This is a genomic window from Methanofollis tationis (assembly GCF_013377755.1).
GTDB classification, from domain to species: domain Archaea; phylum Halobacteriota; class Methanomicrobia; order Methanomicrobiales; family Methanofollaceae; genus Methanofollis; species Methanofollis tationis.
Genome location: NZ_JABXWR010000001.1, coordinates 2165325 through 2177681 on the forward strand (window position 1 = coordinate 2165325; position 12357 = coordinate 2177681).

At 61.1% G+C, this 12357-nt stretch carries 16 protein-coding genes; 6 read left to right on the forward strand and 10 right to left on the reverse strand.

Annotated elements, in window-relative coordinates:
- On the reverse strand, positions 1-933 hold the full coding sequence (locus HWN36_RS11300) for an NAD-dependent epimerase/dehydratase family protein (protein ID WP_176789480.1): 933 nt from the start codon (positions 931-933) through the stop codon (positions 1-3).
- Positions 934-972: 39 nt separating this feature from the next.
- On the opposite strand from HWN36_RS11300, the gene HWN36_RS11305 reads away from it, so the two are divergent.
- The 6 genes from HWN36_RS11305 to HWN36_RS11820 all read left to right on the forward strand — a co-directional run bounded on the left by HWN36_RS11305 (position 973) and on the right by HWN36_RS11820 (position 6500).
- Positions 973-1845, forward strand: a complete 873-nt coding sequence (locus HWN36_RS11305) for a methanogenesis marker 12 protein (protein ID WP_176789481.1) — start codon at positions 973-975, stop codon at positions 1843-1845.
- A gap of 163 nt (positions 1846-2008) precedes the next feature.
- Positions 2009-2551, forward strand: coding sequence for a pyruvate ferredoxin oxidoreductase subunit gamma (locus tag HWN36_RS11310; RefSeq protein WP_176789482.1), 543 nt, complete (start codon positions 2009-2011; stop codon positions 2549-2551).
- Positions 2552-2812 carry a 4Fe-4S binding protein gene (locus HWN36_RS11315; protein ID WP_176789483.1) on the forward strand — a complete coding sequence of 87 codons (261 nt, stop codon included), beginning with the start codon at positions 2552-2554 and terminating at the stop codon, positions 2810-2812.
- A 2-nt stretch (positions 2813-2814) separates the two neighbouring features.
- Entirely contained in the window at positions 2815-3969 is a 1155-nt protein-coding gene (gene porA, locus HWN36_RS11320) for a pyruvate synthase subunit PorA (RefSeq protein WP_176789484.1), read from the forward strand.
- A 1-nt stretch (position 3970) separates the two neighbouring features.
- The gene (gene porB / locus HWN36_RS11325) at positions 3971-4867 is read left to right on the forward strand and encodes a pyruvate synthase subunit PorB (protein ID WP_176789485.1); all 897 of its coding nucleotides are present in this window, start codon (positions 3971-3973) and stop codon (positions 4865-4867) included.
- A 1213-nt stretch (positions 4868-6080) separates the two neighbouring features.
- The gene (locus HWN36_RS11820) at positions 6081-6500 is read left to right on the forward strand and encodes a type II toxin-antitoxin system death-on-curing family toxin (RefSeq protein ID WP_218133229.1); all 420 of its coding nucleotides are present in this window, start codon (positions 6081-6083) and stop codon (positions 6498-6500) included.
- Positions 6501-7054: 554 nt separating this feature from the next.
- Here HWN36_RS11820 and HWN36_RS11335 read toward each other — a convergent pair.
- The 9 genes from HWN36_RS11335 to rpl7ae all read right to left on the reverse strand — a co-directional run bounded on the left by HWN36_RS11335 (position 7055) and on the right by rpl7ae (position 12273).
- Positions 7055-7600, reverse strand: coding sequence for a DUF5803 family protein (locus HWN36_RS11335; protein ID WP_176789486.1), 546 nt, complete (start codon positions 7598-7600; stop codon positions 7055-7057).
- A 2-nt stretch (positions 7601-7602) separates the two neighbouring features.
- Entirely contained in the window at positions 7603-8814 is a 1212-nt protein-coding gene (gene thrC, locus HWN36_RS11340; protein WP_176789487.1) for a threonine synthase, read from the reverse strand.
- Positions 8815-8855: 41 nt separating this feature from the next.
- Entirely contained in the window at positions 8856-9569 is a 714-nt protein-coding gene (locus tag HWN36_RS11345) for a metal-dependent hydrolase (RefSeq protein WP_176789488.1), read from the reverse strand.
- Entirely contained in the window at positions 9559-10305 is a 747-nt protein-coding gene (locus HWN36_RS11350) for a carbon-nitrogen hydrolase family protein (protein ID WP_343044982.1), read from the reverse strand. The genes HWN36_RS11345 and HWN36_RS11350 overlap by 11 nt, the downstream gene beginning before the upstream one ends.
- The gene (locus tag HWN36_RS11355) at positions 10302-10958 is read right to left on the reverse strand and encodes a MarC family protein (protein ID WP_176789489.1); all 657 of its coding nucleotides are present in this window, start codon (positions 10956-10958) and stop codon (positions 10302-10304) included. Before HWN36_RS11355 ends, HWN36_RS11350 begins: the two co-directional genes overlap by 4 nt.
- A gap of 74 nt (positions 10959-11032) precedes the next feature.
- Positions 11033-11482, reverse strand: coding sequence for a nucleoside-diphosphate kinase (gene ndk / locus HWN36_RS11360; protein ID WP_176789490.1), 450 nt, complete (start codon positions 11480-11482; stop codon positions 11033-11035).
- A gap of 5 nt (positions 11483-11487) precedes the next feature.
- Positions 11488-11679 (reverse strand): 50S ribosomal protein L24e, encoded by a 192-nt coding sequence (locus HWN36_RS11365; RefSeq protein ID WP_004039247.1) that lies wholly within the window; start codon positions 11677-11679, stop codon positions 11488-11490.
- Between the two features lie 5 nt (positions 11680-11684).
- The gene (locus tag HWN36_RS11370; protein WP_004039246.1) at positions 11685-11891 is read right to left on the reverse strand and encodes a 30S ribosomal protein S28e; all 207 of its coding nucleotides are present in this window, start codon (positions 11889-11891) and stop codon (positions 11685-11687) included.
- Positions 11892-11904: 13 nt separating this feature from the next.
- Complete coding sequence (rpl7ae, locus tag HWN36_RS11375) at positions 11905-12273, reverse strand: 50S ribosomal protein L7Ae (RefSeq protein ID WP_004039245.1); 369 nt, start codon at positions 12271-12273, stop codon at positions 11905-11907.
- Positions 12274-12357: the final 84 nt, after the last annotated feature.

Genomic DNA, 12357 nt, shown 5'->3' on the forward strand with positions numbered 1-12357 from the left:
TCATCCCTGCAGCATGGCGCGGACGGTCTTTCTGACGCTCTCTTCCGAGCCGATCGCCGGCGTCCAGCCCAGCGTCTTCATCCGCCCGACCGAGAGCTGCATTCTCGGGACGTCCCCGACCCAGCCGCGCGCGCCCCCGGTGAACCGGTATTTCACGCCCGAGAGCCCCATCTCTGCCGCGATGATGTCGGCGATGGCGACGACGTCGATCCAGTCCTCAGAGCCGATATTGAAGGTGTTGACCGTCTCGCGGGAGTGCGCCACGGCGTACTCAAAACCGGCGACGCACGCCCTGACGTCAAGATAGGACTTGGTCTGCCGACCGTCGCCCAGGATCTCGAGTTCGGCCGGGTTCGCCTGGAGTTTCCTGATGAAATCGGTGATCACGCCGTGGCCGCTGCGCTCGCCGATGATGTTGGCGAACCTGAAGATCCAGGCGGTCATGCCGAACGAGTGGGCGTAAGCCGAGATCAGCGCCTCGCAGGCGAGTTTCGACGCCCCGTAGACCGAGATCGGGAGCATGGGGGTATAGTCCTCCGGGGTCGGTATGGTCGCCGCCTCGCCGTAGACGGTGGAGGTGGAGGTGAAGACAATCTCGGGAACGCCGTGCTCTCGCATGGCGTCGAGCACCCGCTGGGTCGCCACGATGTTGTTCCTGACCTGTGCGCCCGGCGCCTGTGCGCTCCCCCGCACGTCAGGGTCGGCGGCGATGTGGTACACCCGGTCGGCCCCGGCAAAGACCGACTGCCAGCCGTCGTCGAGGAGGTCGGCCTGAATGAGCCGCGCTTTCCCGGATTTCAGGTGCGCGGCGATATTGTCGGGGGTTCCAGCGCTGAGGTTGTCGATGACCGCCACCTCGTCGCCGCGTGCGACGAGGGCGTCCACGGTATGCGAGCCGATGAACCCGGCACCGCCTGTGACAATGCAGAACATTACCATTGAATAGCCTTCCAATGCTATAGGAATACTGGTATGTTCATCGGGATCGATCATGGCACGACGGCCATGCGCTTTTCGTCTGAGGAAGGGCATTTCAAGATATCACGCGAGGCGGCGCGGGAGTTTGCCGTCGGCGACCTCGAACGCCTCTGCCCCCTCGAGGAGATCGAGGGGATTGCAGTCTGCTACTCGATGGGCGACGGGATCGCGGCGATCACCGGTATCGGAAAGGTGGCGAACCGCGGCGTCGTCTCGCGGGAGGGCGCGGGCAAGCATATCGGGGGCGGCACCCGCGTCTACGACGAGATCGCGAGGAGCGGCCTGCCGGCCGTGGTGATCCCGGGGATCCACCGGGGATCGCCGACCGATCCCAGGTTCAAGGCATACTCCCACCAGACCAGCCCTGAAAAGATCGGGATCGCCTACGAGGCCTGCCACGACCTGGGCCCTGATGTGGTGGTCTCGGACATCTCCTCGAACACCGTGACGACCCTGGTCTCCGGGGGAAGAATTGTCGGCGCCTTCGACGCCTGCATCTTCGCCCCGGGCACGCAGCACGGGGCGCTGGACGTAGATGCGATCCGCCGGATCGACGCCGGTCTCCAGACGGCGAACGATGCCTTCCTCCATGCCGGGGTCGCCCACACCCTCCCGTCCGCCGAGCAGGACCGGACGATCGCGATGTTTGCGGCGATGGAGTGCGCCGCCATGCTCCTGTTAAACCCGGAGGCGAAGGTCGCTCTGGCCGGATCGAAGGCGCCGGTCGTCGCCGGCGAGGTGGAGGGGCTGCTCAGGCGGAAGGTTGCCGTCTATGACGAGTGGTGTGCGGCACAGGGGCTGGCCAGGATCGCACGGGACGTTTTTTTAATCGGTGAACCGATCCTTGGTCTTCCCCTTGACCTATGATCTCCACAAGACTAAAGATAGATCAGGACAATTTAGAAACCGGACAATCCTAATTCTGGCGTAATGACGAGTAATATCCGTTTTATTTCAGGAATCTCAAAGGATTGTTCCTGGCACAATGTTCTTAACGATTCATCATGATAAATTATGTGGGGTATTCTGATTGAGAGAGTTACGCATCCATGGCAGGGGCGGACAGGGCTCTGTCACTGCTGCCGAACTGATCGCCGTTGCTGCGTTTGAGGGCGGCGTCTATTCGCAGGCTTTTCCTGCATTTGGAGTCGAACGACGCGGTGCCCCCGTGCAGGCGTTCGTCCGGTTCAGCGACGAGAAGATACGCCTGCGAAGCCAGGTGTACGAACCCGACTACATCATCGTCCAGGACAGCACCTTAATCAGGGACGTCAATGTCTTCGGCGGGATGAAGCAGGGCGGCATCGCCATCGTCAACACCGAAAAGTCCATCACTGCCGCTGTTCCTGAAGGCGTGAGACTGATCGCCCTCGACGCCACCAAAATCGCCCTCGAGATCCTTGGCGTCCCGATCACGAATACGACGCTGATGGGGGCCTTTGCGGCCGCAACCGGTGAGATCGAGCTGCCTGCACTGGAAAAAGCCCTGAGAGCCCGCTTCCCGGGATCGCTCGGGGAGAAGAACGTAAAAGCGGCTGTGCACGCCTACAACCTTGTCAGGGGTGAGGCCTGAATGGCGCTCAACGTGGGATGCTCTGCTGCCCCCGGACGGGCGCGGGACAACAAGACCGGATCGTGGCGGGTCTTCAAGCCGGTCTTCAAGCACGAGACCTGCACGAAGTGCGGGCTCTGCGAGACCATATGTCCCGAAGGGTGCGTGAAAGAAGATAAAGACGGCTTTTTCGTCCCTGATCTTGACTACTGCAAGGGCTGCGGCCTCTGTGCGAAAGAGTGCCCGGCCGATGACATCGAGATGGTGCAGGAGGAGAAATAACTATGATGAAAATTGTCGAAGGGTCTCACGCTGTCGCTGAAGCGGTGAAACTCTGCCGCCCGCAGGTGATCTCCGCATACCCGATCACCCCCCAGACCCATATCGTCGAGGCCCTCGCCAGCATGGTCGCCGACTGCGAGCTGGACGCCGAATACATCTGTGTGGAGAGCGAGTTCTCCGCCCTTTCCGGATGTGTCGGCGCGAGCGCCGCCGGTTCGAGGACCTATTCGGCGACCACCTCCCAGGGCCTCGCCCTGATGTTCGAGGTCTGCTTCAACGCCGCCGGCATGCGCCTTCCCATCGTCATGACGATCGCAAACCGGGCCATGGGAGCGCCGCTGAGTATCTGGAACGATCAGCAGGACTCGATATCCCTCCGTGACGCAGGATGGCTGCAGTACTACGCCGAAGATATTCAGGAGGTATCTGACCTCCATTTCATCACCTACCGGGTGGCCGAAGACCACAGGGTGCTTCTGCCCGCCTTCGTCTGCTTCGACGGCTTTATTCTGACCCACACCTACGAACCGGTCGATATGCCTACCCAGGCGGAGGTGGATGCCTATCTCCCCGCCTTCAAGCCGTACCAGCACCTGGATGCGAAAAATCCAATCAGCATGGGGATGTATGCCACCCCTGATTATTACATGGAGTTCAGGTACGAGGTGGACCGTGCGATGCAGCGGGCGCGCGATGTGTATGTCGAGGCTGCCCGTGCATTTGCCGATCAGTTCGGCAGGGACTACACCGGCGCCGTCGAGGGCTACCGGCTCGAGGATGCGGACACCGCCCTCGTTGCCATGGGCTCGATCTGCGGCACGGTGAAGGATGCGATCGACGAGATGCGTGCCGACGGAAAGCGTGTCGGCCTCCTGAAGATCCGCTCCTTCCGCCCCTTCCCGGCGGAAGAGGTCGCCGCCGCCCTGAAGGGGGCGAGCACCGTCGCGGTTCTCGACAAGAACATCTCGCTCGGGCAGAAGGGCGCCGTGGCCCTTGAGGTGAAGGACGCCCTCTACGGCAGCGGCATCCCGGTGCTCGACTATATCGTTGCGCTCGGTGGGCGCGACATCAGGAAGAGAGACATCGCGAAGATCGTCGATCTCGCTGAAAAGGGGACTGGCGATATGTTTTACGGGCTGAGAACGGAGGTGCTCTGAAATGGCCGAAAATTCCTCTGAACTCTTTGATGCGGGCCACCGCGCCTGCGGAGGATGCGGCCCGGCCCTCGCGGCGCGGCTGATCATGAAGGGCTCTGGCGAGAACACGATCGTCGTGGCCTCGACCGGGTGCATGGAGGTCTTCTCCACGCCCTACCCGGAGACCGCCTGGAAGGTGCCCTGGATCCATTCCCTCTTCGAGAACGCCGCCGCGGTGGCATCGGGGATCGAGGCATCCCTCAAAAGGCAGGGGCGCGACGAGCACGTCATCTGCATCTGCGGCGACGGAGCCACCTTCGATATCGGGATGCTCTGCATCTCCGGCGCCTTCGAGCGCGGGCACAATATCACCTACATCTGCTACGACAACGAGGCCTACATGAACACCGGCATCCAGCGCTCGGGTGCGACGCCCTACGACGCCGACACCACGACGAGCCCGGCCGGAAAGTGCTCGACCGGGAATGCCCGGCCGAAGAAGGACCTGCCGGCGATCCTGGTGGCCCACGGTTCGCCCTATGTCGCCACCGCTTCGATCGCCTACCCCAACGATCTCGTGAAGAAGGTCGAACGGGCGGTGAACACCGAGGGGCCGTGCTATATCCAGGTCCATACCCCGTGCTGCACAGGCTGGGGCTTTGACGGGGCCGATACGATGGCGCTCGGCAGACTTGCCGTCGAGACCGGGCTCTGGGTGAACTACGAGATCGTGGACGGCGAACTGGAGAAGGCAAAGAAGATCGTGAACAGGAAACCGGTCGAGGAGTACCTCAAGGCCCAGAAGCGTTTCCGCCACCTCTTCAGGCCCGGTCGGAACGAGGAAGAGATCGCCAAGATCCAGGCGATCGCCGACCGCAACGCCAAAAAGTTCGGGATCGATATCGCCCTGAAGAAATAAGGGCGGCCACCCGGATACGTTTTTTTTCGCCAGACGCTCCCCCCCGAGAACGCCTGAAGGTACGGGCGGTGTCCGCTCCACCCATCAGAGCTCATTCCACACCCTCGCGCTGAGCACGTGAGGGTTCCTGAAAACCAGAGTGGACACCTGCCGGGGGGCTGGCTGCCCCTGCAGACCTGCGATTGGGACAGGAACCCACAAAACCCTCCTGCACGACCATCCAGAATATCTCATCGAGAACCAGACCGCTTGGCCGATCACCCGCACATCCAGGGGCAATCGCATGCAGGGATCCGGGGGTGCAACCCCCGGGTGGTGTCCGCTTCACCCACCGATCTATTTTCCACATCCTCGCGCTGAGAACGCGAGGGTTCCAGAAAAACCAGAGCAGACACCACCCCGGGGGCCGGCTGCCCCCCACAGACCTGCGATTGTGGCAGAAACCCCTAAAACCTGTGCAGGGTCCGGGGCAGAACCCCCGGCGCGAGGATTGTGGAAGGCGAAGAGAATTGAGGACTCCTACAGAGCCAAAAAATGGTTGGATCTAATGTGTTGCCATTATCTCAAGGGCCTCGCGGTTCTCTTCGATAGAGTCGGCGATTGCCTTCCGCTCGGATTGAGTAAGAGTGTCATCCATAAATGCGCCTTTCGACCGACGCGACGCAGGGAGATTGTAGGGCATTATATCACTATTGGTGCTGGGAGTCATCACCATCACACACCCCGAAGAGGTAATTACCTACTATTAGTATCTATACGTGTATATATTGATGCCGTGCATTTCAGAACCGATAATTTCCATCTAAAATGGCTTTGTAGAATCCCTCTTACCGTGTTTGACGTATCTCCTGTAATCGCAGGGAGAGAGTGCGGATCCCCCCACCTTCCCCCTCTTGTTTGCCGGGGGCTTCACCCCATTGGAGCGGATGGGCCCCGGGAAGAGCAAACAGCATATCCGGGGAGGGAGCGTGCCGTATCCCCACCTATCCTGCGCGGGGGTCCGGGGGCAGCAGTCCCCCGGTTCAAACACGCCAGAATAGGATTACCATGAAAAACATTTCATGGGATATGCTTGCGTCCCCTTCCTGGACTCATATGCGATTCTACAAAGCCAAAAAAATAACATATTTGAAGACAAAGAAAGCGTCAGAGTTCAAATCGACGAAAAAATGGCGTGAACGTTTAAAAAATCGAATGATGTTTTGCTGGCACCATGAACACCCCGGAAAAACTCAGCCCTCTTGCGCGGCACATTATCTTCATACAGGCAGAGATAATCCACAAAAGCGATCTACCAGAGGATCGAGGCGCCGCGGGAGTTGTGAGGGATTACGGAGTATTTGGTTCAATCGATTTTTTCTTAGACTATGAAGCGAAATTTGACACCATGGCCGATTCAGTACACCGCGCAGCGTGGATCCTTTATGCAATAGCGGTTCGGCATCCTTTCCAGAATGGAAATAAGCGCACTGCCTTTGTCGTTGTGGATGCTCTTCTTCGAGAAGAGTGGGGATTTCATATCGGTGCCCCACAGAGAGAAAAAGGGAAATTTTTGATCGAAGTTGCAGATTATCAGCATGATGTTGATGATGTCGAGCGGTGGATCTGGAAATATCTTGAAAAAAATGGTTAGAACATCTCTGCTGAACTGCTCCTCCCGAGACTGGTCGAGAACGCCTGAACGCTCTCCGGCGAGGTTGTTAATAGATCCTCCCGTCAACTACCCCGGCCTGAAGGCCCGGGCTTGAGACTCTATCCTGTCGATAGTTCTTGTCCAGGTGGTTGACTGTACCCCTACACCTCCTGGGTACACCTGTAGGTGCGTGCTCTGGCCTCGATGTTCCGAGCACCGATCAGAACGGCATGAAGCGAATGCCCACAACATTCGCAGACAAAAGACCGTCCATTCAGGTGTTTTTTGCTGATAGGGCAATCCGCCTCTATGAGGGATAAAACCAGGACAGGGACAGAAACCCACAAAAGCGCCCCGACACACCCATCCATCATTTGTCATCGGCAGGTTCTCAGTCCTACCTTTCCCCGCGCATCCAGGGGCAATCCTGCGCGGGGGTCCGGGGGTGCAACCCCCGGCGCGAGGAGGGCGTTGCGGGAACGTACGGGAAATCAAACAAACCCCTGCCGGGGCAACCTGCTGCCAACGGGCGTGGAAAAGAGGAGTGACAGGGGTTACTGCCCTGATTTTCGCCGCATCAGCAGGAACGGGACGAGCAGCACCGCCGCCACGGTGAACCAGACAGCCCCGAAGATCAGGAGGAGGCGCTCCTGGCCAGAATCATAGAAGCGGACCTCCACAAACCTGGTCCCGTCCCAGCGGATCACGGTGGCGTTGTCTTCCTGTGAGATTGTCCCCCCCTCGCTTACCCGGCCGAGGAGGGGGTTTTGCACGTTGAGCCCCTCAGGGAGGGTGACGGCGATCGCCGACGGCTCTTCAAGGAGGACCTGGAGATTTTTCAAAACGATCTCGGCCTCGTAACTGACCGTGACGTTCCCCCTCTCAAAGGCGATGGTGTTCCGGTCTTTCTGGGTATAACTGCAGTTATCGCCGCATTCGCCTGAGACGGTGACGTTTTTCACCGTGAGGGGCAACCGCTCGCCGAGCATCCCGGCCTCCCAGAAGGCGTACTCCTCTGCGTCGGTGAGGGTGACCTCACCGATATAGGCCTCCCCTCCCGGCAGTACGGTCACCGTTGCGTTATAGGCTGCGGCCTGCACCGTCAGGAGGACAAGTGCAGCACAGAGAGCAATGCCTGCTCGGTAGCGTCGATCTCGATCGGAGGTGGACATTGTCTGATCACTGTTTCCGGGTCTTTGAGAAGGTGGCCGGTCACCACGCAGACGATCCGCTCGTCCCGGTCGATCCGCCCTTCTTCAACCAGCTTTCTGATGCCGGCAACCGATGCGGCCGATGCGGGCTCGACACCGATCCCTTCCTTCTGTGCAAGGTCGCGCTGCATCGCCAGGATCTCCTCGTCGGTCACCGAGGCCGCGGTGCCGCCGGTCTTCCTGATGGCGATCAGCGCTTTCTCGCCGTTGACCGGTGCGCCGATCCGGATGGCGGTCGCCACCGTCTCCGGGTTCGCCTCGGGCACGACCGCGGGGAGGCTCCCCTGGATCGCCTGCACCAGCGGCTGCGATCCTGCCGCCTGGATCCCGGTCATCATCGGGAGGCGGTCGATGAACCCCAGGGTTTCAAGTTCCCGCAGTCCCTTGTACACGGCCGAGATGTTGCCCGCGTTGCCCACCGGCAGCACCAGGCGGTCGGGGACGTCGCCGAGCTGGTCGACTGCCTCGAAACCGATCGTCTTCTGGCCTTCGAGCCGGTACGGGTTCACCGAGTTCAGGAGATAGATCCCGTGCTTCAGGCAGAGGTCCCTGACCATCTCGAGGGAGCGGTCGAAGTTGCCCCTGACGGCGATCACCTTTGCGCCGTGCATCAGGGCCTGGGCGACCTTGCCGAGGGCGACCTTGCCCGCCGGGAGGAGAACGACCGCAGGGATCCCGCCTTTTGCCGCATAGGCGGCAAGGCTTGCCGAGGTGTTACCGGTGCTGGCGCATGCCACGCTCTTCATCCCGAGCTGGACGGCCATTGAGACGCCGACGGTCATCCCGCGGTCCTTGAACGAACCGGTCGGGTTCATTCCCTCATGCTTTGCATAGAGGTGCGGCAGCCCCATCTCGGCCCCGAGGCGTTCGAGGTGGTAGAGGGGCGTGCCGCCCTCCTGGAGGGTGACCGGAGGTATGGTGACCGGCAGGATTTCACGATAGCGCCAGACCGAGATCGGGCGGCGGTTCCATGCCTCTCTCGACACGTTGATGGCGTCTAGATCATAGTCGACGGTGAGCAGGTGCCCGCACTTCGGGCAGGTATAGATGATCTCGCCGGGCGCGTATTCGGCACCGCAGTGGATGCACGCGAGATGGTACATAGGGTGATATTGGTCCTTGTGGTAGATGAAAATTCGTGAACCTACCGCCGGGGGCGGGCGGCGAGGAGGAAGATGACCCAGAGGGCGGCGGCAACGGCGATACCGGCATAGGGAAAGAGAGCGGCGGGGACGGCCTCAACGTTACCGGCGGCAAAGAGCCCGCCGGCGGCAACGGCCATCACGGCGGCGTAGATTGTCGGTCTGGGGTCGCCGCTGCCGGTGATGATCCCGCCGTGCGTCCGGTGTCCTGAGAGGGGGAAGAGCCATGCCACGCCGCTGCGCGTGCACGAGTCCTCGAGGAGGTGGCCGACCGCCCCCCCCAGGAAACCGAGGAGGAAGACGGTATAGCCTATGTCCCAGGGAATACGAAGGCCGATCGTCCCGATCGCCCATGCATAGGCACCGAGGACGAGGGTCATCAGGACGATCCCGATCGCCGAGTGGAGGACGCCGCGGTGGCGGGGCATCCCGCGTTCACCGAGCAGGGCGATGAAGGGGAGGGAGATCGGGTAGTAGACCAGGTAGCGGATGGCATAGCCGAAGAACGGCAGGAAGATGAGCCGTTTTCCCTTCCCGCCGGGAATGCGGGTATGAAAGATCGCCGAGTCGTTGGCGTCGGCATCAGGGGCGAGCGCCCCGATAAAAACCCCGAAAAGGGCGGCGACCAGCCATTCTGGCGGCAGGACGGAGACCCACGGCACCAGCACGACGGCGGCGGTCGCAAGGCTGATGGAAAGGTGCTCGTCACCGTTCACAGGCGTTCCTCCATCTTGTATAGAGGTCGGGCCGCCGGTCATGCAGGACCGGGAGGACGGCGCGCATTTTCAGCACCTCGTCTTTGCGGATCTCGCCGATGAGATGGCCATGATCTGTTTTTCCCCGGAGGCTGCCGTCAGGCCCGGCGATGCATGAGCGCCCCCATGCGTTCGCCCCGGCAATATAGCACTCGGTGTCCAGGGCGCGCCCGCGGAGCAGCAGTTCCCACTGGTCGAGGCGCTCTGCCGGCCACGCCGCCGGGACGAGAATGCAATCGGCGCCGCACGCCGCATAATGGACGAAGAGTTCCGGGAACCGGAGGTCGTAGCAGACGGCCAGGGCGAACCGAAGCCCGCCGGCGTCGAAGACCGCCGGTTCTGTGCCCGGGGTGCAGGTCAGGCCCTCGCCGCCGGGCGAGAAGAGATGGATCTTCGCATAGGTCGCCTGCACTCTCCCGTCCGGGCCGGCGGCACAGGTCAGGTTCAGAGGAGGCGGTGCGCCCCTCCAGCAGGAGCCCACGACCCAGATCCCGTACTCGGCGGCGATGCGGCAGATCGCCGGGAGGATGGCAGGGTCAGGCCGCGCCGTCGCCGGGTTCCAGCCGGTGGCGAACTGCTCGGGGAAGAGAATGAGGTCGGCGCCCTCCGCCGCCGCAGCAGCCGCGGCCTCTTCTGCCTCTCTCAGCCCACTCTCGACCGAGACGGGCGGCGCCATCCCATAGCAGCAGACCCTCACAATCCTGCTCCTGCCAGCATCGGGAAAGCCGTCTTGACCCCGACGATGATGAACTGGACGGCGATGGCGATGAGCATCATACCCATCAGCCTGTTAACGGCGCGGTACTCGCGGTGACCGATCCGCCCTACGATCATCTCCGAGCGGGAGAACATCAGGTACGTGACCCCGATCGCAAGGGCGATGGCGGCGATGACGACGGCGACCGCCGCCGGGTGAATGGTGGTCGCCTCGTTGGTGAGCACGATCACCGTCGTGATCGCACCGGGCCCGGCGATCATCGGAACGGCGAGGGGCATCACCGCCACCTCGTCGGTATCCTGGCTCTCGTACTTCTCGGTCGCCGAGATCTTCGTCCTGGAGGTCTTCGCATAGACCATCTCCATGCCGATCCCGAAGAGGAGGAGGCCGCCGGCAATCCTGAAGGCCTCGAGGGTGATCCCGAAGAGCTGGAGGATCACGCCCCCGGCGATCGCAAAGGTGAGCAGGATGACCAGGGCGTATTTGCAGGCAATTGCGGCGACTGCCATGCGCTGGGCGTGCTCCATCGCCTCGGTCAGGGAAACGAAGAGCAGCGTCGCTGCGAGCGGGTTGGTGATGATGAGGATGGAGGTGATGCTCAGCAGGACGAAACTCAGCAGTTCGCCATTCATGCAGACTTTTTAGGTCTTCTTCTGGTTAATGCCTTTCGAGGCAGGAAAAAAAGTCCGGGGTTATCCCCGACGATTCACTCGTACAGGGCCGGTTCGTCGAGCCGCGCATAGGCGACGAATTCAGCGTCTGCAAAGTGGATGGCGATCTCGCGCGCGGCACTCTCGTCTGAGTCCGAAGCGTGGATCACGTTCTTGCCGGTCTCCATTGCCATGTCGCCCCTGATCGTTCCCGGAGCGGCGTCGGCGGGGTTCGTGGCACCCACGAGTTTCCGCACGATGGCGACCGAGCCCTTGCCCTCCCAGACCATGGCGACCACCGGGCCGGACATGATATACTCCTTGAGCGAGGGGAAGAACGGCTTTGCAACATGCTCGGCATAGTGCTCCATCACCTTCTCCTCGGAGATCATGGTGAGGTTTGCCGCCACGAGCTTGAGGCCTTTTGCCTCAAGGCGGGAGATGACAGCCCCGATGATGCCGCGCTGGACACCGTCGGGCTTGATCATCACAAAGGTCCGGTCCATCAGGCTCACTCCTTCCCGAGGGCCTTGCGGCCAGCTTCGGTCCAGGTGACCCGGCGGGGGACACGCTTGAGCTTGTAGTTCTTCTGGCACTTCGTCGAGCAGAAGTAGAAGAGCGCGCCGTCCTTGCGGACGAAGAGCTTCCCTGTACCGGGCTCGATCATCTCGCCGCAGAAGCTGCACTTGTAGGTCTCAACCATTCTCTTTACCGCCTCGAAAGTTTCTTCGCTTCGCGCTCGGTCTCGAGGAGCATCAGGATGTCGCCCTCGCGGATGGGGCCGACGGTGTTGCGGGTGATGATCCGGCCCTTGTTGTTACCCTCAAGGACCCGGCACTTCACCTGCATGGCTTCGCCGTGCATCCCGGTGCTGCCGATGACCTCAATGACCTCTGCGGGTGTTCCGTCTGCCATCTGGAAAACCCCCTCAGGCCCTCAGTTCGCCGACCTGCTTGGCAACCTCTTCGACGAGTTCCTTTGCCTTGCCGGGCTTGACGATTGCTGCTGCAGCTGATCCCACGTTCAGGCCGCTTGCCGCGCCGATCTCGTTCTGCTTGCTGATGAAGATGTACGGGATTTTCTTCTCCTCGCACAGGGGTGCAAGGTGCATCACAATCTCTTCAGGCTGGACATCGGCGCCGATCAGGACGAGCTGGGCGGTGCCGCGCTCGATGCACTTGGTGGCCTCGTTGGAACCCTTCTTGATCTTGCCGGTGTCGCGGGCGATTTCGAGCGATTCAAGCGCTTTGTTCTGGATCTCTTCCGGAACTTCAAATGTTACGTATACCTTTGCCATGATTCACCTCATTCAGGAGCGTAGCCTCTCCTTCATCAATCATCAGTTGTGATTGAGTAGCCATATGAAATCTACAGGAAAACT

Excerpts from the sequence above, each read along its gene's own strand:
- HWN36_RS11300 (WP_176789480.1), bottom strand. The coding sequence starts at position 933 with ATGTTCTGCATTGTCACAGGCGGTGCCGGGTTCATCGGCTCGCATACC.
- HWN36_RS11305 (WP_176789481.1), top strand. The coding sequence starts at position 973 with ATGTTCATCGGGATCGATCATGGCACGACGGCCATGCGCTTTTCGTCT.
- HWN36_RS11315 (WP_176789483.1), top strand. The coding sequence starts at position 2,552 with ATGGCGCTCAACGTGGGATGCTCTGCTGCCCCCGGACGGGCGCGGGAC.
- porA (WP_176789484.1), top strand. The coding sequence starts at position 2,815 with ATGATGAAAATTGTCGAAGGGTCTCACGCTGTCGCTGAAGCGGTGAAA.
- porB (WP_176789485.1), top strand. The coding sequence starts at position 3,971 with ATGGCCGAAAATTCCTCTGAACTCTTTGATGCGGGCCACCGCGCCTGC.
- HWN36_RS11820 (WP_218133229.1), top strand. The coding sequence starts at position 6,081 with ATGAACACCCCGGAAAAACTCAGCCCTCTTGCGCGGCACATTATCTTC.
- thrC (WP_176789487.1), bottom strand. The coding sequence starts at position 8,814 with ATGTACCATCTCGCGTGCATCCACTGCGGTGCCGAATACGCGCCCGGC.
- HWN36_RS11355 (WP_176789489.1), bottom strand. The coding sequence starts at position 10,958 with ATGAATGGCGAACTGCTGAGTTTCGTCCTGCTGAGCATCACCTCCATC.
- ndk (WP_176789490.1), bottom strand. The coding sequence starts at position 11,482 with ATGGACCGGACCTTTGTGATGATCAAGCCCGACGGTGTCCAGCGCGGC.
- HWN36_RS11365 (WP_004039247.1), bottom strand. The coding sequence starts at position 11,679 with ATGGTTGAGACCTACAAGTGCAGCTTCTGCGGCGAGATGATCGAGCCC.
- HWN36_RS11370 (WP_004039246.1), bottom strand. The coding sequence starts at position 11,891 with ATGGCAGACGGAACACCCGCAGAGGTCATTGAGGTCATCGGCAGCACC.
- rpl7ae (WP_004039245.1), bottom strand. The coding sequence starts at position 12,273 with ATGGCAAAGGTATACGTAACATTTGAAGTTCCGGAAGAGATCCAGAAC.